This window comes from Polynucleobacter sp. JS-JIR-II-50 (genome assembly GCF_018687895.1).
GTDB lineage: Bacteria > Pseudomonadota > Gammaproteobacteria > Burkholderiales > Burkholderiaceae > Polynucleobacter.
The window spans coordinates 1,462,337-1,485,728 of sequence record NZ_CP061307.1 but is presented as its reverse complement, the minus strand read 5'-3'; the positions used below and the strand labels follow the sequence as shown (position 1 = coordinate 1,485,728).

The 23,392-nt window shown below is 47.5% G+C and carries 22 protein-coding genes and 1 riboswitch; of the genes, 13 read left to right on the top strand and 9 right to left on the bottom strand.

Translation table 11 applies throughout. From position 1 onward, the window contains the following. Positions 1-75: 75 nt before the first annotated feature. Positions 76-291: riboswitch (cobalamin riboswitch) on the bottom strand. 82 nt (positions 292-373) lie between these two features. The 7 genes from FD963_RS07300 to FD963_RS07270 all read left to right on the top strand — a co-directional run bounded on the left by FD963_RS07300 (position 374) and on the right by FD963_RS07270 (position 7,280). Beyond that, positions 374-991, top strand: a complete 618-nt coding sequence (locus tag FD963_RS07300; RefSeq protein ID WP_215361516.1) for a Crp/Fnr family transcriptional regulator — start codon at positions 374-376, stop codon at positions 989-991. Between the two features lie 204 nt (positions 992-1,195). After that, on the top strand, positions 1,196-2,905 hold the full coding sequence (oxc, locus tag FD963_RS07295) for an oxalyl-CoA decarboxylase (protein WP_215361514.1): 1,710 nt from the start codon (positions 1,196-1,198) through the stop codon (positions 2,903-2,905). Positions 2,906-2,982: 77 nt separating this feature from the next. Next, a complete protein-coding gene (gene frc / locus FD963_RS07290; protein ID WP_215361512.1) occupies positions 2,983-4,233 on the top strand; it encodes a formyl-CoA transferase in 1,251 nt (416 codons plus the stop codon). 82 nt (positions 4,234-4,315) lie between these two features. Continuing rightward, on the top strand, positions 4,316-4,744 hold the full coding sequence (locus FD963_RS07285; protein ID WP_215361510.1) for a PAS domain S-box protein: 429 nt from the start codon (positions 4,316-4,318) through the stop codon (positions 4,742-4,744). A gap of 139 nt (positions 4,745-4,883) precedes the next feature. Continuing rightward, positions 4,884-6,131, top strand: coding sequence for a formyl-CoA transferase (gene frc / locus FD963_RS07280; protein WP_215361508.1), 1,248 nt, complete (start codon positions 4,884-4,886; stop codon positions 6,129-6,131). Between the two features lies 1 nt (position 6,132). Further along, positions 6,133-7,065, top strand: coding sequence for a methionyl-tRNA formyltransferase (locus FD963_RS07275; protein WP_215361506.1), 933 nt, complete (start codon positions 6,133-6,135; stop codon positions 7,063-7,065). A gap of 32 nt (positions 7,066-7,097) precedes the next feature. Next, the gene (locus tag FD963_RS07270) at positions 7,098-7,280 is read left to right on the top strand and encodes a hypothetical protein (protein WP_215361504.1); all 183 of its coding nucleotides are present in this window, start codon (positions 7,098-7,100) and stop codon (positions 7,278-7,280) included. Positions 7,281-7,300: 20 nt separating this feature from the next. Here FD963_RS07270 and panC read toward each other — a convergent pair whose 3' ends face one another. From panC to metG, 4 genes are all read right to left on the bottom strand, one after another. Continuing rightward, complete coding sequence (gene panC / locus FD963_RS07265; protein WP_215361502.1) at positions 7,301-8,152, bottom strand: pantoate--beta-alanine ligase; 852 nt, start codon at positions 8,150-8,152, stop codon at positions 7,301-7,303. Next, the gene (locus FD963_RS07260) at positions 8,149-9,024 is read right to left on the bottom strand and encodes a ScpA family protein (RefSeq protein ID WP_215361500.1); all 876 of its coding nucleotides are present in this window, start codon (positions 9,022-9,024) and stop codon (positions 8,149-8,151) included. The genes panC and FD963_RS07260 overlap by 4 nt, the downstream gene beginning before the upstream one ends. Continuing rightward, positions 9,017-9,205, bottom strand: coding sequence for a DUF3460 family protein (locus FD963_RS07255; protein WP_215320373.1), 189 nt, complete (start codon positions 9,203-9,205; stop codon positions 9,017-9,019). Before FD963_RS07255 ends, FD963_RS07260 begins: the two co-directional genes overlap by 8 nt. 103 nt (positions 9,206-9,308) lie before the next feature. After that, positions 9,309-10,979, bottom strand: coding sequence for a methionine--tRNA ligase (metG, locus tag FD963_RS07250; RefSeq protein ID WP_215361490.1), 1,671 nt, complete (start codon positions 10,977-10,979; stop codon positions 9,309-9,311). Between the two features lie 173 nt (positions 10,980-11,152). Here metG and FD963_RS07245 point away from each other — a divergent pair, with 173 nt between their 5' ends. From FD963_RS07245 to FD963_RS07230, 4 genes are read left to right on the top strand one after another with little or no spacing between them, the layout of a single operon-like run. Beyond that, entirely contained in the window at positions 11,153-11,995 is an 843-nt protein-coding gene (locus FD963_RS07245) for a formate dehydrogenase accessory sulfurtransferase FdhD (RefSeq protein WP_215361487.1), read from the top strand. A 40-nt stretch (positions 11,996-12,035) separates the two neighbouring features. After that, positions 12,036-12,602: a dCTP deaminase gene (gene dcd, locus FD963_RS07240; protein ID WP_011902492.1), complete on the top strand. Its 567-nt coding sequence runs from the start codon at positions 12,036-12,038 to the stop codon at positions 12,600-12,602. Positions 12,603-12,614: 12 nt separating this feature from the next. Beyond that, positions 12,615-13,529, top strand: coding sequence for an ion channel (locus FD963_RS07235; RefSeq protein ID WP_215361486.1), 915 nt, complete (start codon positions 12,615-12,617; stop codon positions 13,527-13,529). Continuing rightward, positions 13,526-15,793: an arginine/lysine/ornithine decarboxylase gene (locus FD963_RS07230; protein WP_215361485.1), complete on the top strand. Its 2,268-nt coding sequence runs from the start codon at positions 13,526-13,528 to the stop codon at positions 15,791-15,793. Before FD963_RS07235 ends, FD963_RS07230 begins: the two co-directional genes overlap by 4 nt. A gap of 45 nt (positions 15,794-15,838) precedes the next feature. Here the strand turns inward: FD963_RS07230 and FD963_RS07225 are convergent, their stop codons facing one another. The 3 genes from FD963_RS07225 to argH are packed head-to-tail and all read right to left on the bottom strand — an operon-like array spanning position 15,839 to position 19,340. Continuing rightward, a complete protein-coding gene (locus tag FD963_RS07225) occupies positions 15,839-17,368 on the bottom strand; it encodes a TRAP transporter large permease subunit (protein ID WP_215361484.1) in 1,530 nt (509 codons plus the stop codon). Next, positions 17,365-17,916, bottom strand: coding sequence for a TRAP transporter small permease subunit (locus tag FD963_RS07220; RefSeq protein ID WP_215361483.1), 552 nt, complete (start codon positions 17,914-17,916; stop codon positions 17,365-17,367). Before FD963_RS07220 ends, FD963_RS07225 begins: the two co-directional genes overlap by 4 nt. Positions 17,917-17,921: 5 nt before the next feature. After that, complete coding sequence (gene argH, locus FD963_RS07215) at positions 17,922-19,340, bottom strand: argininosuccinate lyase (protein WP_215361482.1); 1,419 nt, start codon at positions 19,338-19,340, stop codon at positions 17,922-17,924. A gap of 43 nt (positions 19,341-19,383) precedes the next feature. On the opposite strand from argH, the gene hemC reads away from it, so the two are divergent. Then, the gene (gene hemC, locus FD963_RS07210) at positions 19,384-20,349 is read left to right on the top strand and encodes a hydroxymethylbilane synthase (protein ID WP_215361481.1); all 966 of its coding nucleotides are present in this window, start codon (positions 19,384-19,386) and stop codon (positions 20,347-20,349) included. A 34-nt stretch (positions 20,350-20,383) separates the two neighbouring features. After that, positions 20,384-21,208 carry a uroporphyrinogen-III synthase gene (locus FD963_RS07205; protein ID WP_215361480.1) on the top strand — a complete coding sequence of 275 codons (825 nt, stop codon included), beginning with the start codon at positions 20,384-20,386 and terminating at the stop codon, positions 21,206-21,208. A 16-nt stretch (positions 21,209-21,224) separates the two neighbouring features. On the opposite strand, the gene FD963_RS07200 is transcribed toward FD963_RS07205, so the two are convergent. Beyond that, a complete protein-coding gene (locus FD963_RS07200; RefSeq protein ID WP_215361477.1) occupies positions 21,225-21,797 on the bottom strand; it encodes a chorismate lyase in 573 nt (190 codons plus the stop codon). A 2-nt stretch (positions 21,798-21,799) separates the two neighbouring features. Beyond that, the gene (locus tag FD963_RS07195) at positions 21,800-23,332 is read right to left on the bottom strand and encodes a DEAD/DEAH box helicase (protein WP_215361475.1); all 1,533 of its coding nucleotides are present in this window, start codon (positions 23,330-23,332) and stop codon (positions 21,800-21,802) included. Between the last annotated feature and the right edge of the window lie 60 nt (positions 23,333-23,392).

The following is a 23,392-nucleotide window of genomic DNA, read 5'->3' as shown; positions in this document are numbered from 1 at the left end:
GCAGGAGTTCAGGCGTCAATTGGGCGCAATCTAGAGAAGCTCAGCGCTTTCTTGGCGCGCGAAGGTCCCCGTCCGCAAAATTCCACCTGTCTTGGCCGGTATCCGGGCTTGTAAATATCAGAATCTGGCCTTCCCATGCAATTGACGCGCACAGTGGCTTTGTCAGATTCCTGACGTCTTTGACAGCTAGAAAAGACGCATTTACCTACCGTTGCGGGGGCAGCACACGTTTGGTGTTTCCCGTTTAACTTTATTGCACTGCAATAAAGCACCACGACCTCGCCATTCTAGCGGATTTGATGTGCGCCAAGCGGGAATCCAAGGCTTTGAGAGGTAAAAAAGCCTACAATAGAGGGTCTTGGAGCAAGGATTCATGACTGTATTAGATAAGCATCCCGAAAAAAACCTGATTCGCCTGCAGTTGAGCCAAAACTCGGTCTTAAAAAGCTTGGATTCCTCCGCAATGGCGGATTTAGAGCGTCATTTAGAAATCGCTGACCTCAAAAAATCAGAAATCTTGCTGCACCAGGGTGACCACCAGATGGAGCAGTACTTCGTTTTGGATGGAATTCTGAAGCGGATTGTCTCGAGTGCGGATGCTAAAGAGATGATTTTGCGCTTTGCCATTGAAAAAGATATTGAAACGAGCTATGCGGCATGGCGCTTAAAAACCGCTGCCCCTTATAGTATTGCCTGCGTCACTAAGGCGCGTGTAGCCCGGATGCCTATGAAGAAGTGGGCGGAATTCCTTGAGGAGCACAAACCTCTCAAAGAGAGTTTTGAGTTCGAGGTCATGCGCCTGATGAGTGAAATCATGGCTCACACCATTACTTTGCATATGCTCGACGCTCCGGGTCGGGTAGAGCGTTTCTTGCGTAAATATGAGGATTTGTTCGAGCTTCTTCCAAAGAAGGAATTAGCGGCTTACCTAAACCTCTCTCCTGAGACTTTAAGTCGTCTTAAAACGAAGCACAAAGAGCTGTTTGTTTAAGGGCCAAAACTGCCCGTAATTACAGGATTTAGGGGGAAATTGACCGAAGTCAATGATGAACCTCTCCCCCAAGCCTAATATTCATCTCAGCCTACGCGGGATACAAAACCCGTTATGCGATTTATAACTACATTGGAGACGTTAGCGAAAGCTAAATTGCATTAGCTCTACAAGGGCAAACCCGCAATTTCTATATAAATTTCTATGACAACTGATAATCAAAACACACAATTAACCGATGGCTTTCACCTCGTCATTGACGCCCTGAAAGCAAACGACCTCGATACTATTTTTGGCCTCGTTGGCATTCCAATTACTGACTTATGTCGTTTAGCGCAAGCAGAAGGTTTGCGTTTTATCGGCTTCCGCCACGAACAACACGCAGGTAATGCTGCCGCTATTGCTGGTTACATGACGCAAAAGCCAGGTATCTGTATGACTGTTTCTGCTCCTGGTTTCTTGAACGGTTTGACAGCACTTGCTAATGCAACCGTGAACTGCTTCCCAATGATTTTGATCTCTGGTTCAAGCGAACGTGAAATCGTTGACTTGCAACAAGGTGACTACGAAGAGATGGATCAGCTCAACGCAGCTAAGCCATATTGCAAAGCTGCTTATCGTATTAACCACATTGAAGATATCGGCATTGGTTTTGCTCGCGCAATCCGTGCTGCAGTTTCTGGTCGTCCAGGTGGCGTGTATTTAGACTTGCCAGCTCAGTTGCTTGCACAAACCATGCCTGCTGATGAAGCTAAGAAATCCATCTTCAAAGTAATCGATCCAGTTCCACGTCAAATCCCAGCGGCTGACGCAGTTGCTCGTGCATTAGATGTGTTGAAGGGCGCTAAGCGTCCATTGATTCTCTTGGGTAAGGGTGCTGCTTATGCTCAAGCTGATAAAGAGATTCGTGACTTAGTTGAAAAATCAGGTATTCCTTACTTACCTATGTCGATGGCAAAAGGTTTGTTGCCAGACAATCATCCGCAGTCTGCTTCTGCAGCGCGTTCATTCGTATTGGCTGAAGCTGATGCGGTATTGTTGGTTGGTGCACGTTTGAACTGGTTGCTTGCACACGGTAAGGGTAAAACTTGGGGCAAAGAGCCTAAGAAATTTATCCAAATCGATATTCAAGCAAATGAAGTGGATAGCAACGTACAAATCGCTGCTCCATTGATTGGTGATATCGGTTCTTGCGTTGGCGAACTCTTGAAGGGTATCTCTGCTGTTCCTAAGCCAAGCGCTGAGTGGATTGCTGCGATCACTGAGAAGAAAGATAAGAACTTAGCCAAGATGGCCGAGACATTGGCCAAAGAAGCCAACCCAATGAACTTCCATGGTGCACTGCGTGTGATTCGTGATGTGATCAAGAAGAACCCAGATGTGAACTTGGTAAACGAAGGCGCAAATACACTCGACTATTGCCGTGCAATCGTTGATATGTATAAGCCACGCAAGCGCTTTGACTCCGGTACATGGGGCATTATGGGTATCGGTATGGGTTACTCCATTGGTGCAGCTGTCATTAGCGGTCTTCCAACAATTGCGGTTGAGGGTGATAGCGCGTTTGGTTTCAGCGGTATGGAATTGGAAACAGTTTGCCGTTACAACTTGCCAATCACGACTGTTGTATTCAACAACAACGGTGTATACCGTGGCACTGACGTAAATCCAACTGGTGGTGCTGATGTTGCGCCAACTGTATTCGTTAAAGACGCTCGTTACGACAAAATGATTGAAGCGTTTGGTGGTGTTGGTTACTACGTAACTACCCCAGCAGAATTAGAGGCGGCGTTAACGGAGGCGATTGCTGCCGGTAAGCCAGCACTCATTAATGCTGTTATTGATGAAACTGCAGGTACTGAGAGTGGACGTTTAACAAACTTAAACCCATCCACAGCAGGTGCGAAAAAATAAGAAATACTGAGTATAAAACGTTAATATTTTTAGACTACATTTAGAAGTAAACAAGAAAGACTTAAGGAGAAACAAACATGACTAAACCATTAGACGGTATTCGCATTATTGACTTCACACACGTACAAGCAGGTCCTGCATGTACTCAGTTGTTGGCTTGGTACGGCGCTGACGTAATCAAGGTTGAGCGTCCAGGTTCTGGTGACGTAACTCGTAGCCAATTGCGCGATATTCCAGGTGCAGATGCTTTGTACTTCACAATGTTGAACGGTAACAAGCGTTCTTTGACTTTGGATACTAAGACTCAAGAAGGTAAAGAAGTTTTAGAGAAGATGATCCAAACTTCTGACGTAATGGTTGAGAACTTTGGCCCAGGCGCTTTGGATCGTATGGGATTCTCTTGGAAGCGTATCCAAGAATTGAACCCAAAAATGATCATGGCTTCTGTTAAAGGCTTTAGCGATGGCCACTCATACGAAGACTTAAAAGTGTATGAGAACGTTGCTCAGTGTGCTGGTGGCGCTGCTTCAACAACTGGTTTCTGGGATGGTCCTCCTACTGTTTCTGCTGCTGCTTTGGGCGACTCTAATACTGGTATGCACTTAGCAATCGGTATCTTGACAGCTTTGATGCAACGTCAAAAAACTGGCAAAGGTCAAAAAGTTTCTTGCTCAATGCAAGACGCTGTATTGAACTTGTGCCGCGTGAAGTTGCGCGACCAACAACGTTTGGACAAAATTGGTTACTTGGAAGAGTACCCACAGTACCCACACGGTTCATTTACTGACGTAGTTCCACGTGGCGGTAACGCTGGTGGTGGCGGTCAGCCAGGTTGGGTGTTGAAGTGTAAGGGTTGGGAAACAGATCCAAACGCATACATCTACTTCACAATTCAAGGTCATGCTTGGGAGCCAATTACTAAAGCTTTGGGCAAACCAGAGTGGGCAACTGATCCAGCTTACATGACTGCTGAAGCTCGTCAAGACAAGATTTTTGATATCTTCGCAACAATCGAAGACTGGCTCAAAGACAAGACTAAGTACGAAGCTGTGGACATTCTCCGTAAGTTCGATATTCCATGTGCCCCAGTGCTCTCAATGAAAGAATTGGCTAACTCACCAGACTTGCGCAAGAGCGGTTCTATCGTTGAAGTTGACCATAAAGTACGTGGTAAGTATTTGACTATCGGTAGCCCAATCAAGTTCTCTGATTTGGAAATCGAAGTTGGTCCATCACCAGTATTGGGTGAGCACACTGACGAAGTATTGGCTGATCTTGGCTATAGCGCTGATGACATCGCTAAGTTGCACACAGCTAAAGCAGTTTAATAACAAGTAACACTGGCATTAATTTGAAGGCGCTCCTAGTGAGCGCCTTTTTTATTTCTCAGAAACTCGATAGACTGGTCAAATGAACACCAATATTGATTTACACAAGTTAGTGGAGTGCGTAGGGGATGCGATTGTTGTTGCTGATGCCAATGAAAAGATTGTGCTGTGGAATCCTGCAGCCACACGTATCTTTGGGTACTCAGAGCAAGAGGCTCTTGGTAAAACGCTAGATCTCATCGTTCCTGAGCGTCAACGTCAAAAACACAATGAAGGCTATAGCCATTCCATGGAGACGGGGACAACACGTTATGGAACTTCTTTATTAAAGGTGCCTGCTAAACATAAAGATGGGGGCACCATATCCATCGCCTTTACTGTAGGAATGCTATTTGACGCCTCAGGCAAGGCCGATGGAGTGGTTGCGATCATTAGGGATGAGTCAGAGCGCTTTGCCCAAGAAAGGGCCCTTAAAAAGCGACTTTCTGATCTTGAAAATCCTCAGACTTAGCCGCATATAGACCCTAACAAGAGTAAATGCAGGTTTAGATGGAATACATGCCCAAAAAACGGGCACGCCTCAATTTTCCCTATTTCCCACTGGTAAAATTGCCTTAATTCAAAATTTCATTCTTATTAGGACTTAAATCATGGCAAAAGCACTAGAGGGAGTCAAAGTTCTCGACTTTACGCACGTTCAATCAGGTCCAACCTGTACTCAGTTACTGGCTTGGTTTGGTGCGGACGTCATCAAAGTAGAGAAGTCTGGCGAGGGCGATGCAACACGCGGTCAGTTGCGTGATATTCCAGATGCGGATAGTTTGTATTTCACGATGTTGAACCACAACAAGCGTTCGATCACTGTGAATACCAAAACCCAAAAAGGTAAAGAAATTCTGGAGCGACTCATTAAAGAGTGCGACGTATTAGTAGAAAACTTTGCACCAGGTGCGCTTGATCGCATGGGGTTTTCTTGGGAACGTATTCAAGAGCTCAATCCAATGATGATCATGGCTTCTGTCAAAGGCTTTGGTCCTGGCCCATACGAAGATTGCAAGGTGTATGAGAACGTAGCGCAATGCGCCGGTGGCTCTGCTTCCACTACTGGTTTTGATGACGGCCCTCCCATGGTTACTGGTGCGCAAATCGGTGATAGCGGAACAGGGTTGCATTTAGCGCTTGGTATTGTTACCGCGCTATACCAACGCACTCACTCTGGCCGCGGTCAGAAAGTGTTGGCGGCAATGCAGGATGCCGTATTGAACTTGTGCCGTGTGAAGTTGCGCGATCAACAGCGTTTAGAGCGCAACGGTACTATGCAAGAGTATCCACAGTACCCTAATGGTAAGTTCGGTGACTCTGTACCTCGTGCTGGTAATGCTTCTGGTGGCGGTCAGCCGGGCTGGATTCTCAAATGCAAAGGCTGGGAAACCGACCCTAATTCCTATATTTACGTAGTAGTACAAGCACCAGTGTGGCCGGCAATATGTAAAGTCATTGGCCGTGAAGATTGGATCACTGACCATAACTTCGCATCCGCAATGGCACGCTTACCACGTCTCATGGAAATTTTTGCTGAGATTGAAAAATGGACTATGACCTTAAGTAAGTTTGAGGTTATGGAGGCACTCAATAAGTACGATGTCCCTTGTGGCCCAATTCTTTCTATGAAAGAAATCGCTGAAGAACCCGCATTGCGTGCTACTGGAACTGTGGTTGAAGTGGATCATCCAATTCGTGGCAAGTATCTGACGGTTGGTAATCCAATTAAGCTATCTGATAGTCCGACGGATGTAGAACGTTCACCATTGTTGGGTGAGCATACTGATGAAATTCTCAGTGAGCTAGGTTACTCAACTGATGAGCTGATTTCTCTTCGTCACGATAAGGTGATTTAAGATGCGGGTTGCTTTAATTGGGAGTGCGGATTTTGGTAAAGCAGCTTTAGAGGCTTTTTTAGATCGCGGTGATGAAGTCGTTGCTGTTTTCTGTCCACCCGATAATCCCAAGTCAAGCAAACCCGAAGTCTTAAAGGAGGCTGCACTGGCAAGGGGTTTAACTCCCTTGCAGTTTGCTTCCTTGAAGGGCCCGGAAGCTGCTCAAGCCATGATTGATGCCAACGCCGATATCTGCGTAATGGCTTATGTGCTTCAGTTTGTGCCGCAAGAGCTCTGCAAGATTCCGAAGCATGGCACTATTCAATATCACCCATCTTTACTTCCTAAGTATCGTGGCCCCAGCGCCATTAACTGGGCGATTGCATTGGGTGAGGAGAAAACAGGTTTAACCATCTTCCGCCCATCCGATGGTTTAGACGAAGGTGAAGTGATTTTGCAAAAAGAAGTAGCTATTGGACCTAACGACACCTTAGGCAAGATCTACTTTGATCATTTATTTCCGATCGGCGTGAAAGCTCTCTTGGAGACTGCAGATCTTGTAGTTGCGGGCAAGCATCAAGAGATAGTTCAAGATGAATCGCAAGCCAACTACGAAGGCTGGTTTGATGCGAATGCTGCACAGATTCATTGGGCAACACATATCAGTCAAATTTATAACCTGATTCGCGCATGTAATCCTGCGCCGGGTGCTTGGACAAAGTTTGGCGAACAAAAGGTGCAGATCTATGATTGCCACAAACATGTTGCCGCAACCTTTGGCGCTGTTAAAGGCAAGCCTGGCGAAGTCACTCAGATCACGCTCGATTCATTCTTTGTTACCTGCCATGGTGGACAGATTGAAGTCCTCAAGGCCAAAGGTGCTGCGGGTAAGGTTACTGGTGCTGAATTGGCAAAAGAGTTAGGTCTAGAGGTAGGTCAGTTCTTTGTCTTGTAAAAAATATTCTTGAGTACCCACTAAATCAAGCTATGACAGAAGTAAATCCTCAGGCGCCATCTTCCCAGACAGAAGATGCAAAAAAAGAGCATGAAGAAGCTCTTGGTCATGAATTTGCTGCCAATTCTGAGGCCCACAACTCAAGAAGGGGTGGGTCCAGTAAGCGTGAAATCATGGAGGAGTTGTCGCGCCAAAGATTTCCCTGGGACGAGTAAGTCGCAGATAAATCTCGAGATTAAATCTCTAGGTTATCAATCAAGCGTGTCTTACCAAGCTTAGCTGCCGTCAAAATGACGAGTGGCTCACCGGCGTGCAGTTGCTCATTGGAGGCCGGCGCCAAATCGCTTTGTTGGCGAATAGCAATGTAATCGGGCTGCCATCCACGTTTCGCCAAAGAGGCAACAGCAGCCTTTTCAATCTCAGAGAGGGATTGGCTGTTGCGATCCTTCAGTTGTAGGACTTGCTCCCGAACTTCTTTGAGCGTCTTCATTAACTCAGGTGCTTCAGCCCTTTCCTCAGCTGAGAGGTAGCCGTTGCGAGATGAAAGTGCTAAGCCATCTTCCGCGCGAATGGTTTCACCAGGAATAATATCGACTGGTAGGGCAAACTGTTTAGCCATCTGACGAATAATCATCAGTTGCTGATAATCCTTTTTGCCAAATACGGCAACCTTAGGCTGTACGCAAGAAAAGAGCTTCAATACAACTGTACAAACGCCTTTAAAGAATCCGGGGCGGAACTCGCCTTCGAGGATGTCGCCCAATTGCTGCGGTGGATCAACTCGGTATTCTTGAGGCTGTGGATAAAGATCGCGCTCTGTCGGCGCAAACAAGATGTACACACCCTCTTTTTCCAACTTATCGATATCTGCCTGCATGGTGCGCGGGTAGCTATCAAAATCTTCGTTAGGACCAAACTGCAGACGATTCACAAAGATGCTGGCTACTACAGGGTCGCCATGTTGTCTTGCCAAGCGCATCAGCGAGAGGTGGCCTTCGTGGAGATTGCCCATAGTTGGTACAAAGGAAGCGCGGTTTTGACCTCTTAAATGGTCGCGTAATTCTTGAATGTCGCTAATGATTTTCATGCAACAGGCGTGTAGGCAAGACGCACGTAAATCGGGGCATAGGGCTCAGCTTGAGTAATTTCCACCAGTGCTTCGCGTGAGAGCTCAAGCATCGCAATGAAATTCACGATAACAACAGGTACGCCTTTACCGGAGTTGATAGCCTCTTCAAACAACTCACTGAACTCTACAAATTTAGTGCTTTGCAGGCGGCGCAAGATGCGTGTCATAAAGTCACGTACCGATAATTCTTCACGCGTAATGGTGTGATGCTGAGTGAGTTTGGCACGGTGCAGAACATCACGCCAAGCCATTTGCAAGTCTTCTACATTGACGTCTGGCCAAGCAATGGCGACAGTAGTATCCACATAGCCATGTGCTACTTGGAAGTCGCGACCTTGCTGTGGAATCTGATCAAGCTCTTGCGCTGCTAACTTCATGCGCTCGTATTCAAGTAGGCGACGAACTAATTCTGCGCGAGGGTCTTCAACCTCTTCTTCGCTGTCTGCCTTCTTCATTGGCAGGAGCATGCGAGATTTAATTTCAATCAACATGGCGGCCATGAGTAGATACTCGGCAGCCAGTTCAAGATTGTGATGACGGATTTGATCAACATAGCTCAGGTACTGCTGAGTAACCTGTGCCATTGGAATATCAAGAACGTTAAAGTTCTGTTTACGAATGAGGTACAGCAATAGATCTAAGGGTCCTTCAAATGCCTCTAGAAAAACTTCTAGCGCATCTGGTGGAATGTATAAATCGGTAGGGAGCTTAAAAAGCGGTTCACCATAGAGCTTGGCGAAAGCAGCAGACATGCCATCGGTAACCGATGGAGTGCTGTCTAACAAATCCGATATTGGCTGAGCGCTAGGCTCATTGCCTTGATTAGTCATTCGAGTACACGTAGGCGCGTTGCTTGAGTTTTGCAGCTTTTGCACGGCGCTGGTCTTCAACGCTCAATGGCTCTTTGTCCCAGAGAAGGGCGCGACCAGCTTGCTGTTCAGCCTCGAGGTTTGGATGCTCGGTTTTGAGTTCAGTTAAGAACTGGGTGATTTCAGATTGATATCTTGCCATGGCATTTCCTAAAATACTCAATAAATTCAATAACTTATGAAATTAATTCGAAAAGTTATCTAGGGATTACAACCGCCATTATAGGTGCTTTTTAGGGCTATTTTTACAAGTTTGCCGCTAGCAAAGCCTCAATTTGAGGGGCTTCCACCCGGGTCATGAGGTGCTTATAGGCTTTGATAGGGCTCTTGCTGGAGAGTGGGGTATCAATGTCTGACCAGGAAAGGGGTGGCAAAGAGAGGAACTCTTCCACGCCAGCAGCAACTTGAGGAATCACCGGCTTGAGATAAAGACTCATCATTCGGAATGCTTCCAAGGTAATACTGCAGACCCGCTGTAAATCCGCTTCACGTTCTGGATCTTTGGCGATTTCCCACGGCTTATTCTCATCGACAAAACTATTTACTTTGTCAGCAAGCTCCATCACGGTGCGTAACGCTTTGGCGTACTCGCGGCCCTCGTAGAGTTCTGTAATTTTTTCGTTTGATGATGCAATTTCTTTTAAGAGTGGATCGCTCATGGCTTCATCAGAAACAACGCCACCAAATCGTTTTACTAAGAAGCCAGCGCTACGACTTGCAATATTGATGTACTTGCCGAGTAAGTCGCTATTAACGCGCGCAACGAAGTCTTGAAGATTTAAATCCAAGTCTTCCATGCTGTCATTGAGCTTGGTGGCGAAGTAATAGCGGAACCATTCTGGATTAAACCCACATTCAATCACGCTGTTTGCTGAAATCAGCGTACCACGTGACTTACTCATCTTCTCACCGTCAACGGTTAAGAAGCCATGTGCAAATACGTTGGTTGGTGTGCGGTATCCAGAAAATTTCAGTGTGGCAGGCCAGAACAAGGTATGGAAATACAGAATATCTTTACCGATGAAGTGGTATTGCTCGGTGGTGGTATCTGGCTTTACCCACTCATCAAAGTTGAGCCCTTTGGCCTGGCAATAATTGAGAAAGCTGGCGTAATAGCCAATCGGGGCATCAAGCCACACATAGAAGTACTTACCTGGTGCATCAGGGATCTCAAAGCCGAAATACGGGGCGTCGCGGGAGATGTCCCAGTCGCCCAGCTTGCTTTCTCCTGGCTGACCAACCCATTCTTTCATCTTATTGCGAGCTTCTGGCTGCAACGGAGTTTTGACTTGAGTCCAGTCGCGTAAGAATTCTTCGCAACGTGGATCCGACAACTTAAAGAAGTAGTGATCCGAAATCTTTTTAATAGGTGTTGCACCGCTCACTACTGAGAAAGGATTCTTTAGATCTGTAGGTGAATACGTCGCACCACATTTTTCGCAATTATCACCATACTGATCTTTAGCGCCGCACTTAGGGCACTCGCCTTTGATAAAGCGATCCGGCAAGAACATTTCTTTTACAGGATCATAGGCTTGCTCAATCGCGCGCTTCTCAATCAAACCTGCATCGCGTAGCTTGATGTAAATATCTTGGGATAACTTTTCATTCTCAGGACTATCGGTGGTGTAGTAGTTGTCAAACGAGATGAGGAAGTTATCAAAGTCGCGCTTATGTTCTTTCCAAACATTGGCAATCAGTTCTTTGGGTGTAAGACCTTCTTTTTCGGCGCGCAACATGATCGGAGTGCCGTGAGTGTCATCGGCGCCAACGTAATGCACTTCATGACCACGCATTCTTTGAAAGCGCACCCAGATATCGGTCTGCACATACTCGACTAGATGGCCGATATGGATCTGACCATTGGCATACGGTAGGGCGGAGGTAACTAGAAGGCGGCGTTGGGAGCTGCTCATGTAATGCGGACTTAAATAAGAAGGTTAATAAAAAGGGAAAACAGTTAAATAGGGTGCAGCACTCAATTATGCTGGCTTATGCAGTGATTTTAGTCTGCGGTTAAAGTAAAGCACCCGTCAAGTCTTCATAAACCCCGATAAACTTCCTTTTAGCCCGACCTTAGAGAGTATTTATGGCAGCAAAACCGACCATTCAGATGTCTTCCGCCTCTGTGCCCTTGGTGCATGAGGTTGAGGTCATGGATGAGCTGGGGCGTCTTAAAAAGACCCACATTCCTGGTGAGCGCCCCTTAACGATTTACTTAGACAAGCGTGAAGTTGTAACCCTTATGACCTTGGGAAGCGCTCCGGAAGCGCTGGTCTTGGGCTATTTACGCAATCAGCGCCTTGTGGAGTCTCCCGACGATATCGAGAGTATTCAGGTCGATTGGGAGACCGATTCTGCCGCTGTTAAAACACGCAGAAGCACAGTAGATATTGATGCCCTAACCAGTAAGCGGGTAGTAACGACTGGTTGCGGTCAAGGGACGATGTTTGGCGGCTTAATCGAGGAGATGGACGCGATTCAGCTACCCGAAGGCCCGACATTGTCGCAAGAGGCAATAGTGACCTTGATTGACTCCATTCGGATTCATGACTCGATTTATAAGAAGTCTGGCTCGGTCCATGCCTGTGCAGTTTTTGAGCGGGACGGCAAGGATGGGGTGCGTCTGCTGCACTTCATTGAGGACGTTGGTCGTCATAACGCAGTCGACTCGATTTCTGGCTTGATGTGGCTAGCCAATAAACCGGGCAAGGATTTGATTTTCTTTACTACGGGGCGCTTAACCTCAGAGATGGTTATCAAGGGCGCCCAGATGGGCATCCCCTTCCTCCTGACCCGCTCGGGCGTGACCTTGATGGGCCTCGAGCTGGCAAGGAAGACTAATCTGACTATCCTCTCTCGCTGCTCCGGCAAACACTTTGAGATCTATAACGCCTCAGAGAGGGTCGTTTTTAGCCAAAAACCTCAATAAATTCGTCAGCAGGTGAGGGCGAAGGTTTTACAATTCGGTCATGACTATTAAATCAGACCACTGGATCCGCCGCATGGGCGAGCAAGGCATGATCAGCCCATTTGAACCTGGGCAAGTTCGCCAAGACGCCGCCGGTAACAAAATCGTAAGTTACGGCACTTCAAGCTATGGCTATGACATTCGTTGCGCAAACGAATTCAAAATCTTTACCAACATCAATAGCACTATCGTTGATCCAAAGAATTTCGATGAACAATCCTTCGTCGACTTCAAGGGCGATGTTTGCATCATTCCACCAAACTCTTTTGCGCTTGCCAGAACAGTTGAGTACTTCAAGATTCCACGTAGCGTATTAACCGTTTGCGTTGGCAAGAGCACTTATGCTCGCTGCGGCATTATTGTGAACGTCACGCCATTTGAGCCTGAGTGGGAAGGTTATGTCACTTTAGAGTTTTCAAACACCACACCATTGCCTGCAAAAATTTATGCAGGCGAAGGTTGTGCGCAAGTACTCTTCTTTGAGAGTGATGAAGTTTGTGGCACATCATATAAAGATCGCGGTGGTAAGTATCAAGGTCAGCGGGGCGTTACCCTGCCTAAGACCTAAGCCATTACGGTAGTGCGTAAATTTCTATTTAATCGCCGTCCATCACGGATTAATCTAGAAGAATATCGCGCCACACTCTCGCGCTCAGAAATGGCGCGACCAGAGAATAATTTCTACCATTGGCTACTGGGTACTACCTGGACTAGCTTTATGTTGCTAGTTGTTTTTGTATATCTCGGCACGAATCTTTTATTTGCTTTTGCTTATATGGCATGTGGGGATGGCGCCATTACTAATTCGCGACCAGGCTCTTTGTTAGATGTCTTTTTCTTTAGTGTGCAAACGATGGCAACTATCGGTTATGGTCGAATGACTCCGGTTGGTAGTTGGCCTAATGCGATTGTGACCTTTGAAGCATTTTTTGGGATTGTGTACTCCGCATTAACTACGGGCCTGGCCTTTGCGCGCTTTACCAGGCCTACTGCAGGTATACGTTTCTCTAAAGTGGCCGTGGTTGGTAATCATGACGGTATCAAAACATTAAAGTTCCGAGTGGCTAATGATCGCAGCTCTCATATTGTGGAGGCGCAGCTAAGGCTATGGTTGATTGCGGAAAGTATGACAAGCGAGGGAGAGCGTTATCGCAGATCGGTGGAGTTACAGCTCCATCGCTCTGAGAGCCCGGTCTTTTCCTTGACCTGGACGGCGATGCATAGCGTGGACGAAGCAAGCCCCCTAAAAGATTTCTTGGGCAAAGCCGAATTGAATGGGCATTGGCACCTTTTAATTACCTTTACGGGGTATCACGAGAGCCTGGCCAATCAAGTCTATGCTCGACATGTTTACTTACCAAGAGATGTGCAGCAAAATGCGACTTTTGTCGATATAGTCACGGTTTCGCCAGACGGCAGCCGGATAATAGATTTAGCCAACTTTGAGAAGTGGGTTCCGAATGTCTCGGATAAATTAGTAGGGGAGTTTTTATGAAATTTCGTTTTCCAATCATCATTATTGATGAAGACTTCCGCTCCGAAAATATTTCGGGTTCGGGAATTCGTGACCTCGCTGAGGCGATTGAGAATGAAGGCATGGAGGTTATTGGCTTAACGAGCTATGGCGACCTAACTTCGTTTGCTCAGCAAGCTTCTCGCGCATCCTCATTCATCGTTTCGATTGATGATGAAGAGTTTGACTCTGACTCTGAAGATAATGATCTTCCAGCCTTAAATAACTTGCGTGCTTTTATTACCGAAGTACGTAAGCGTAATGAAGATATTCCGATCTTCTTGTATGGCGAGACGCGTACCTCACGTCATATGCCTAATGACATCTTGCGCGAGTTGCACGGTTTCATTCATATGAATGAAGACACCCCAGAATTCGTGGCGCGCCATATTATTCGTGAAGCCAAGGTATATTTGGATTCTTTGGCCCCTCCATTTTTCCGTGCGTTAACTAACTACGCCTCTGAAGGTTCTTATTCTTGGCATTGCCCAGGCCACTCTGGTGGCGTTGCTTTCTTAAAGAGCCCAGTAGGTCGTATGTTCCATCAATTCTTTGGTGAAAACATGTTACGTGCTGACGTCTGTAACGCCGTGGAGGAATTAGGTCAGCTCTTGGACCATACTGGCCCAGTGTTGCAGAGCGAGCGTAATGCAGCACGCATCTTTAATGCAGACCATTTGTTCTTCGTTACTAATGGCACATCAACTTCAAACAAGATTGTTTGGCATTCCACCGTTGCCCCTGGCGACGTAGTCTTAGTTGACCGCAATTGCCATAAGTCCGTGATTCATTCAATTACCATGATGGGCGCGATTCCGATCTTCTTGATGCCTACCCGTAATCACTTGGGCATTATTGGGCCGATTCCTAAGGAAGAGTTTGAATGGAAAAACATCCAGAAGAAAATTGATGCCAATCCGTTCATCAAGGATAAGAACGTCGTGCCACGCGTCATGACACTGACTCAAAGCACCTATGACGGTATCGTGTACAACGTCGAAATGATTAAAGAGATGTTAGATGGCAAAGTAGATTCATTGCATTTTGATGAAGCTTGGTTGCCACATGCTGCCTTCCATCCTTTCTACAAGGATATGCACGCCATTGGTTCGGATCGCAAGCGCACTAAGAAAAGTTTGATGTTTGCAACTCAGTCAACCCATAAGCTGCTCGCTGGTTTATCCCAGGCTTCGCAAGTATTGGTACAAGATGCAGAAGATACCAAGCTAGATCGTGATTGCTTTAACGAAGCCTATTTGATGCATACCTCTACTAGCCCTCAGTACGCCATCATCGCTTCATGTGACGTTTCTGCGGCCATGATGGAGTCTCCTGGCGGCACAACTCTGGTTGAAGAGTCTATTGCTGAGGCGATGGACTTCCGCCGCGCGATGCGTGAAGTAGATGATAAGTTTGGCGCTGACTGGTGGTTTAAAGTTTGGGGCCCAGATCACTTGGCTGAAGAGGGTATTGGTGAGCGCTCGGATTGGATCTTGGAGCCCGCTGCTGCTTGGCATGACTTTGGCAAATTGGCCAAAGACTTCAACATGCTTGATCCTATCAAGGCGACAGTAGTTACACCTGGATTGGATATTGAAGGTAACTTCGGTTCCATGGGCATCCCAGCTAGCATCGTGACCAAATATCTTGCTGAGCATGGTGTCATCGTGGAGAAGTGCGGTCTGTACTCCTTCTTCATTATGTTCACGATCGGCATTACTAAAGGCCGTTGGAATACGCTCGTAACAGAGTTGCAGCAGTTCAAAGATCACTTTGATAAAAATGCACCCTTGTGGAAAGTATTGCCTGAGTTTGTTGCTAAGCACCCGCGCTATGAGCGCGTTGGCTTAAAAGATATTTGCCAGCAAATTCATGAGTTCTATAAGAGTCGTGATGTGGCACGCATGACTACTGAGATGTATACCTCAGACATGGTTCCTGCCATGATGCCTTCAGAAGCTTGGGCCAAGATGGCGCACAAAGAAGTAGATCGTGTGCCGCTCGATCAATTGGAGGGGCGCGTAACTGCCATGTTGGTTACTCCTTACCCTCCAGGTATTCCATTGCTGATCCCAGGGGAGCGCTTTAACAAACGCATCATTGACTATCTCTACTTTGCTAGAGACTTCAATGAGAAGTTCCCTGGATTTGAGACGGATATCCATGGGCTCGTTAAAGCCAACATCGATGGTAAGAGTGAGTACTACGTCGATTGCGTCAGGCAAGAGCGCGACATTACTCTGTAATCAACTCATGTTTTGCATTAAATCGCCTCGTACTTACGGGGCGTTTTATTTTGCTGGCTTATCCAGCCGAAACGTCACCGGAGCATCCTCATCCACCTTGGTTCTGGATGTATCGGGCTTGCTTTCTTCGCCAGTGAAATTAAAGTCTTGGCTTTGAACTACGGCAGCAGGTTTATCCAAGAGCGTGGTCACTAAGGCTGGGAATGCCATCACCAGCACAACCATCACCAACTGCAGACCCACCCAGGGGAGGGCACCCCAGTAGATGTCACTACTCTTTACCTCTTTGGGTGCAACCCCTCTAAGGTAGAAGAGGGCGAAGCCAAAAGGCGGATGCATAAAAGAGGTTTGCATGTTCACGCAGAGCATGACTCCAAACCAAACTAAGGCAGCACTAGCCGCTGCCTGAGGATTGCCATTCATAGAGTCAAGCAATACCGGGGAGAGGAGTTTGACTGCTGCCGGCGCAAGCATCGGCACAACAATGAAAGCGATTTCAAAGAAATCCAAGAAGAAGGCTAGGAAGAAAACAAATAAATTCACAACGATTAAGAATCCAATCCAACCACCAGGAAGATTGGAAAAGAGTTCCTCAACCCAAAAGCCCCCATCCACCCCCTGAAACACGACGGAGAAACAAGTTGATCCAATAAGAATGAACACCACCATGGCAGTAATACGCATGGTGTTTTGATAAGCCTCTTGTATTAATCCCTTCAGATTGGGTATCTTGGAGCGGCGTAGCCAAGCAAGCAGGAGTGCCCCCATCGCCCCCATCGCCCCCGATTCTGTTGGCGTAGCAATGCCAGTCATGATGGTGCCAAGAACCAGGAAGATCAGTATGGCCGATGGAATAATTCCCATGAGACATTTTTTCCAAAGTGCCCAGCCTTTGAGCGTGAGATCGGTCTCAGGGACTGGCGGGAGATAGTCTGGACGAACACGACTTAAGAAGAAGGTGTAGAGAGCAAAGAGGGCGATCTGTAAAAGCGATGGACCCCATGCACCCAGATACATGCTGCCCACATCAGCACTGCCACTTTGAGTCTTCAATTGGTCCGCAAGCACAATCAAAACTAAAGAAGGTGGCACCAGCTGCGTAATCGTTCCAGAGGCCGCTAACACGCCTGTAGCGTAGCGCATGTTGTAGCCGTAACGCATCATTATCGGGAGTGAGATCATCGCCATAGCGATCACCTGAGCGGCTACAGTGCCAGTGATGGCGCCTAATATAAAGCCAACGATGATCACAGAGTAACCAAGGCCACCACGTACGCGACCAAAGAGCTGCCCCATCGAATCCAGCATTTCTTCTGCAAGACCACAGCGCTCTAAGATAGCGCCCATGAAGGTGAAGAAGGGAATAGCTAGCAGGAGATCGTTGGCGAGCACGCTACCAAAGATGCGTTGCGGAATAGCTTGCAAAAATGGGACGCCAAAGAATCCTTCACTGATAGCAATGGCTGAGAAAAATAGTCCTGCCGCCATTAAAGAGAAGGCAACCGGGAAGCCGATCAACATAAAGACAATCAGTCCACCAAACATCAAGGGCGGCATCCACTCCAATGGAATCATTGCATCGGCTTTTCGTAATGGAGGTCTTCGGCGGGGAGGGTTGTTTTACCCTGTAACGCGCCGATACGCTTAATGATTTCTGAGAGGCCTTGCAGGCTCAGCATAAAAAATCCAAAGGACACTACAAACTTAATTGGGTAACGCGCTAAGCCACCGGAGTTCAGTGAATGCTCCATTACCAGCCATGATGGGTAAAAGAGCGTTGTCCAGGAGAGCCAAGCAAATAAGAGGCAGGCTGGCATTAAAAAGAAAATTAAACCGAAGAGGTCAACCCACAGACGTCCCCGATCAGAGAGTTGGGAGTAGATTAAATCTACACGTACATGCTCATTGCGTTTGAGTGTGTAAGACGTACCGAGCATGACTGCAGCAGCAAAAAGATACCACTGCAGTTCTAGTGGCCAGTTGTTGCTGACATCAAATCCATAGCGGAGTAGGGCATTGAGCGCTGACACGATACAAGACAGCAAAATCATGATGCTGGCTGCCTTGCCCAGAAGCTGGTTTACGTAGTCAATTCCCGTAGAGAGTTTGCACCAAAACCCCATGAATTTTAAAGGTCTGCACGACCCCGTTGGATAGCATTAAGTACTTGGGCGGGGGCGGTGCCACCAGCGTGTTGGCGTGATTGCACAGAACCATCAACTGTAAGCAATGCAAACACATCATCGCTGATGAGTTCAGGGCGATTATCAAGACCGCATGCAAAGCGAAGTTCTGAGAGGCTTAAATCTGTCAGCATGCAGTTTCTGCCAACGCAGGCTTTAACAGCATGAGCGACTGCTTCATGGGCATCGCGGAAAGCCAAACCTTTTTTCACCAAGTAGTCGGCCAAGTCAGTTGCTGTTGCAAAACCTTCTTCAGCAGCCTTCTTCATGACCTCTGCCTTTACTTCAATGTGCGGAACCATGTCAGCAAAAATACGCAAGGTATCTTGTACGGTATCTACCGCATCAAATAAAGGCTCTTTATCTTCTTGATTATCTTTGTTGTAGGCCAGTGGCTGACCCTTCATAAGAGTCAGCAAAGAAATCAGATCACCATAAACGCGACCAGTCTTGCCACGGGCTAATTCTGGAACATCTGGATTTTTCTTTTGCGGCATGATCGAGCTACCAGTGCAGAAGCGGTCTGGCAGATCAATAAAGCCAAAGCGGGGGCTCAGCCACAAGATTAGCTCTTCCGATAGGCGTGAAACGTGCATCATCAAGATGGATGAGAAGGCGCAAAACTCAATCGCAAAGTCGCGATCAGATACAGCGTCTAATGAGTTATTGCAGATGCCATCAAAGCCCAAGGTCTTAGCAACTTGTTCGCGATCGATCGGGTAGGTGGTTCCAGCTAATGCTGCTGCACCTAAAGGCAGGCGATTGAAGCGAGCACGCAAATCTACTAAGCGACTAGCATCACGACTAAACATTTCAAAGTAGGCCATCAAGTGGTGACCAAAAGTAATCGGTTGCGCAACTTGCAAATGCGTGTGACCAGGCATGATAGTGGAGGCATGCTTTTCAGCCAAATCCAAAAGCGCTATGCGCAAAGATTTGAGGGTGACTGCAATGTCATCAACGCTGCTTCGCAACCATAGGCGCAAATCAGTCGCTACTTGGTCATTGCGTGAGCGGCCAGTATGCAAACGCTTGCCAGCATCGCCTACTAATGCGGTCAAGCGTGCTTCGATATTCAGGTGCACATCTTCAAGTGCTAACTGCCAATTAAATTGTCCGGACTCGATTTCGCTCTTAATTTGAGCCATACCCTTTTGAATATCGGCCAAATCTTGGCTGCTAATGATCTTTTGGGTCGCCAGCATTTCAGCATGGGCTAGGGAGCCGGCAATATCGACCATGGCAAAGCGTTGATCAAAGCCAATAGAGGCGGTATAACGCTGAACTAGTTCGTCGACAGGTTCTGCAAAACGGGCCGACCAAGCTTGGGCTTTGTTGGCTAAGGAATTATTTGATGAGCTCATAAACACAGTATATTGGTGTAGGTCTTTGATTATTTTAAATGTTATGTCCCAAACCCTGAATTCCTCCCTATCTGACGCTCCAAAGCGCCTCGTAATCGCCTCCCGTGAAAGTCGCCTAGCCATGTGGCAGGCTGAGCATGTCCGGGATTGCCTTAAAAAGCTCTATCCAGGCTGCGATGTCGAGATTTTGGGGATGACCACCCGTGGGGACCAGATTTTGGACCGAGCCCTCTCTAAAGTGGGTGGTAAGGGTCTTTTTGTGAAAGAGCTCGAAACTGCATTAGAGGATGGGCGTGCTGATCTAGCGGTTCATTCATTAAAAGATGTCCCGATGGTGATGCCCGTGGGATTTGACCTTTCTTGTGTCATGGCCAGGGAAGATGCGCGCGATGCATTTGTTTCCAATGACTATGCAGGTCTTGAGGATTTACCGCACGGTGCGATTGTGGGAACCTCGAGCTTGCGGCGCGAATCTGTTCTACGCGCCAAATTTCCACATCTCGTCATTCAGCCATTACGCGGTAACCTGGATACCCGCATGAGCAAGCTAGATCGAGGTGAATATCAAGCCATCATTTTGGCCGCTGCTGGCTTAAAGCGTTTAGGTTTGGAGTCCCGCATCCGTGCATTTTTGCCATACGATCCTTACACGCCTGCTGCAGGTCAGGGCGCCTTAGGTATCGAAACTTTAATCAAGCATCCCAATATCAAACAATGGCTTGCTCCACTAAATGATTTACCAACTTTGTTTGCTGTTTCTGCTGAACGTATGGTGTCTCGTCAACTCGGCGGCTCATGTGAAGTACCGTTAGCCGCCCATGCCACATGGGATCAGAACCAAATGAACATTCGCTCTTTTGTGGCGAGTGTTGATGGCAAAGCCATTTGCTTGGCCAATGGCAGCGCTCAGGTTACATCAGTTGCAGACGCAGAGGCGCTAGGACTTGCAGTGGCAAAGGACTTGTTGTCACAGGGCGCGGCTGATTTAATTCCTAAAATTTCTAAGTAACGCTTAGCAAATAAAGAAAAAGTAGCTGATTCGTATGAGTACTAAAACGATCATTGTCACAAGACCTAGTGGTCAGGCTCGTCAATTGATTGAAGTGCTCACTAAAGCAATCGAGGCGAGCGGAGTAGGAAAGCGTAGTCTCCCAGAAATACTCTCTCTGCCTTTGTTAACAATTGTTCCGAAATCCGATGGGCATTTAGCTGACCATATCGCTACCACCCTGAGGGACGCGGATCTTGCCATCTTTGTAAGTCCTAATGCCATCGAGAGTGTGATGCGTTTATTAGAACGAGATTGGCAAGATTTTTCTAAGAAGATTATTCCGATTGGTGTGATGGGTGGCAGCAGTCATCTTGCCCTGAAAAATCATGGTGTTGGATCGGAACACAATCCCACCCCCATCATCATTCCAGGAAATAACGAAAACTGGGACTCTGAAGGCTTGTGGAAAGAGCTTCAATCCCTGAAATGGAATTGGCAGGGTAAAAAAGTAGTTATCTTTAAAGGTGAGGGTGGCCGTGATTGGCTGTCAGATACGCTATTAAAGGCAGGGTCAACCGTGGAGGCTATCTCAACCTACACACGTGCGCCCTTGGATATTGATAATCCTGCTTGGCAACTTGTACAAGAAATGGATTTGAGTAAATCACTTTGGTTGCTCACCTCCTCTGAGGCGGTACGTTACCTCGGCGAAGTCATGAAAGACCAATTTACGCAAAACCTCAATGTCGCCAGTGCGCTATGCCCACATCATAATATTGCGGATGCAGCCGAAATGATTGGGTTTGGTGAGGTCTTTACAAGTGAGCCAGGCGATGAAGCTTTGATCAAGTCAACCTTAGCTTGGCTGACAATCTAAAAGAAAAAGCGAATAACTAGTACTTTTCGGTCTTTAGTAAGGCGGGCAAGAAAATCTCATTTACCAAGATGGGATGACCCTTTAGGCGATAGAGGGTGCGTCGTGCCCATAAGGGTGAGCCTAAGCCAGCAAAGTGCTTAGAACATTTTTTCCATAATTCAGTGCTTTTATCCAGACGCGCAATATCGCGCGGTGGCTTTGCCCTGGAGTGTTTGCGAGTTTTGCTAAACAAGACTGCGCCCAAAGGCTTAGTACCTAAGCGCAAGACCTGATGATTGCTGCCACTGGAGCTTAACGTTGGAATGACGCTATGTGCCATAACCAAAGGAACGCCATTTGAGCAGAGCAATACTTCACGTACTCTGCAGCGTCTGAGCTTGAAATGAAAATAGCGACTTTCGTCGCTATGTAGTGATTGAGGACAGTCGCGCAAAACTTGAACTTCTAGCTTTTGCCCAATTGCATTCTCAATTTTTTGGGTGAGAGACCCGGTATCGCTTAGCCAAGGTTGCCACTCGCGTGGCGCCCGATGGATTTCGCCGGAACCGACTCGATTCCATGCAGAACGGAGACGATTACGGCGAATCATTTTTAGCTACCGCTAAAGCTACGACGTTGACCGCCGGCCTTTGGTTTAGCAAAACGCGGGCCGCCTGCTGGACGTGAGTCTCCAGAGCGTGCCGGACGTGAGTCAGCGGAACGCGCAGGACGTGAGTCAGCAGAGCGCGCTGGACGAGAGTCGCCCGAACGACCACCACCAGTATTACCACCACCGAAGCCACCGCCAGAGCGAGACTCTGAGCGAGCGCCTGAGCCATAACGACCACCGCCACCACCGCCAGAGCGATTGCCACCACCAAAGCCGCCACCAGAGCGACCGCCACCAGGACGACCGCCGCCACCACCAAAGCTTGGCTTGGCTTGTGGCTCAAGACCAGCAATCACTGAAGCAACGATATCTTGCTGTGTGAAGCGTTCGATATTACGGATCTTCGCGCGATCACGATGTTCAACCAAAGTGATAGCAACACCATTACGACCTGCACGACCTGTACGACCGATGCGATGCGTATAGTCTTCTGGTTTCATTGGCAAGCCAAAGTTAATCACGTGACTAATACGTGGCACATCGATACCACGAGCCGCTACGTCAGTTGCAACCAAAATCTTGGTGTGACCTTTACGTAAGGACTCGAGACGGCGCATGCGCACAGCTTGAGGCATTGCACCATGTAGGGCAGTTGCTTCATAGCCATTAGCACGCAATGTGTCAGCAATTTTTTCGCTCTCAACTTGAGTGCTTGCAAATACAACTGCTTGATCCAAATCAGCATCAGCCAAAATGTGCTCGAGCAACTTATGCTTGTGTGACATGCTGTCAGCCCAATGCAACTTCTGTTCAATGTTGGCGTGCTTTTCACCTGCGTGAGCAAGTTCAATACGCTTGGCATCTGTAGTCAACTCGTTTGCTAAAGACATGATCTTTGGCGCAAAAGTTGCAGAGAACATCAAAGTTTGGTTGCGGCCTACGCAACGCTTATCAATTGCCTCAAGGTCGTCAGCAAATCCCATGTCGAGCATGCGGTCTGCTTCATCGATAACGAGCTGTTTAACATCATCTAAGCGAATTGCTTTGCTATCACACAAGTCGAGCAAACGACCTGGAGTTGCAACAACTAACAACGCACCTTTCAATGCCTGGATCTGCTTGCCGTAAGGCATGCCGCCCATCACAGTTGCGATACGGATACCTTTCATGCCGCGAACCAAGTTCACTGCATCAGCAGAAACCTGCTGAGCCAATTCACGAGTGGGGCAGAGCACTAACACTTTAGGTTGTGCGCGACCTGGTACAGGTGAGTTATTCGGGTTGTCTTCGATGAGTTGATTAATTAAAGGCAATAAAAAGGCTGCGGTTTTACCGCTACCGGTTTGGCTGCTGACCAATAAGTCACCACCAGCTAAAGCCGCAGGAATAACCTGAGCTTGCACGGAAGTGGCTTGGGTATAACCCAGTTCAGCAACGTTTTTAAGGAGTGATGCCGCTAGGGCAAAATTCTGGAACTCGGTTCCAGTGCTCTTTGAGTCTTTCGACTCATGATTAGTTTCTTTAGAAAAAGTCATGCTATTACACATCCCCTTTAAGGGATGTCTCCGTATGTTGCACCCATTGTTTTTTATAGG

What these genes read in the sequence shown, in the direction of transcription:
- argH (WP_215361482.1), bottom strand. Translation starts at nt 19,340, where the DNA reads ATGAGCTCATCAAATAATTCCTTAGCCAACAAAGCCCAAGCTTGGTCG.
- hemC (WP_215361481.1), top strand. Translation starts at nt 19,384, where the DNA reads ATGTCCCAAACCCTGAATTCCTCCCTATCTGACGCTCCAAAGCGCCTC.
- oxc (WP_215361514.1), top strand. Translation starts at nt 1,196, where the DNA reads ATGACAACTGATAATCAAAACACACAATTAACCGATGGCTTTCACCTC.
- FD963_RS07285 (WP_215361510.1), top strand. Translation starts at nt 4,316, where the DNA reads ATGAACACCAATATTGATTTACACAAGTTAGTGGAGTGCGTAGGGGAT.
- FD963_RS07245 (WP_215361487.1), top strand. Translation starts at nt 11,153, where the DNA reads ATGGCAGCAAAACCGACCATTCAGATGTCTTCCGCCTCTGTGCCCTTG.
- FD963_RS07275 (WP_215361506.1), top strand. Translation starts at nt 6,133, where the DNA reads ATGCGGGTTGCTTTAATTGGGAGTGCGGATTTTGGTAAAGCAGCTTTA.
- FD963_RS07195 (WP_215361475.1), bottom strand. Translation starts at nt 23,332, where the DNA reads ATGACTTTTTCTAAAGAAACTAATCATGAGTCGAAAGACTCAAAGAGC.
- panC (WP_215361502.1), bottom strand. Translation starts at nt 8,152, where the DNA reads ATGAAAATCATTAGCGACATTCAAGAATTACGCGACCATTTAAGAGGT.
- frc (WP_215361508.1), top strand. Translation starts at nt 4,884, where the DNA reads ATGGCAAAAGCACTAGAGGGAGTCAAAGTTCTCGACTTTACGCACGTT.
- FD963_RS07300 (WP_215361516.1), top strand. Translation starts at nt 374, where the DNA reads ATGACTGTATTAGATAAGCATCCCGAAAAAAACCTGATTCGCCTGCAG.
- FD963_RS07205 (WP_215361480.1), top strand. Translation starts at nt 20,384, where the DNA reads ATGAGTACTAAAACGATCATTGTCACAAGACCTAGTGGTCAGGCTCGT.
- FD963_RS07270 (WP_215361504.1), top strand. Translation starts at nt 7,098, where the DNA reads ATGACAGAAGTAAATCCTCAGGCGCCATCTTCCCAGACAGAAGATGCA.
- FD963_RS07225 (WP_215361484.1), bottom strand. Translation starts at nt 17,368, where the DNA reads ATGATTCCATTGGAGTGGATGCCGCCCTTGATGTTTGGTGGACTGATT.
- FD963_RS07220 (WP_215361483.1), bottom strand. Translation starts at nt 17,916, where the DNA reads ATGGGGTTTTGGTGCAAACTCTCTACGGGAATTGACTACGTAAACCAG.
- dcd (WP_011902492.1), top strand. Translation starts at nt 12,036, where the DNA reads ATGACTATTAAATCAGACCACTGGATCCGCCGCATGGGCGAGCAAGGC.
- metG (WP_215361490.1), bottom strand. Translation starts at nt 10,979, where the DNA reads ATGAGCAGCTCCCAACGCCGCCTTCTAGTTACCTCCGCCCTACCGTAT.
- FD963_RS07230 (WP_215361485.1), top strand. Translation starts at nt 13,526, where the DNA reads ATGAAATTTCGTTTTCCAATCATCATTATTGATGAAGACTTCCGCTCC.
- FD963_RS07260 (WP_215361500.1), bottom strand. Translation starts at nt 9,024, where the DNA reads ATGACTAATCAAGGCAATGAGCCTAGCGCTCAGCCAATATCGGATTTG.
- frc (WP_215361512.1), top strand. Translation starts at nt 2,983, where the DNA reads ATGACTAAACCATTAGACGGTATTCGCATTATTGACTTCACACACGTA.
- FD963_RS07255 (WP_215320373.1), bottom strand. Translation starts at nt 9,205, where the DNA reads ATGGCAAGATATCAATCTGAAATCACCCAGTTCTTAACTGAACTCAAA.
- FD963_RS07200 (WP_215361477.1), bottom strand. Translation starts at nt 21,797, where the DNA reads ATGATTCGCCGTAATCGTCTCCGTTCTGCATGGAATCGAGTCGGTTCC.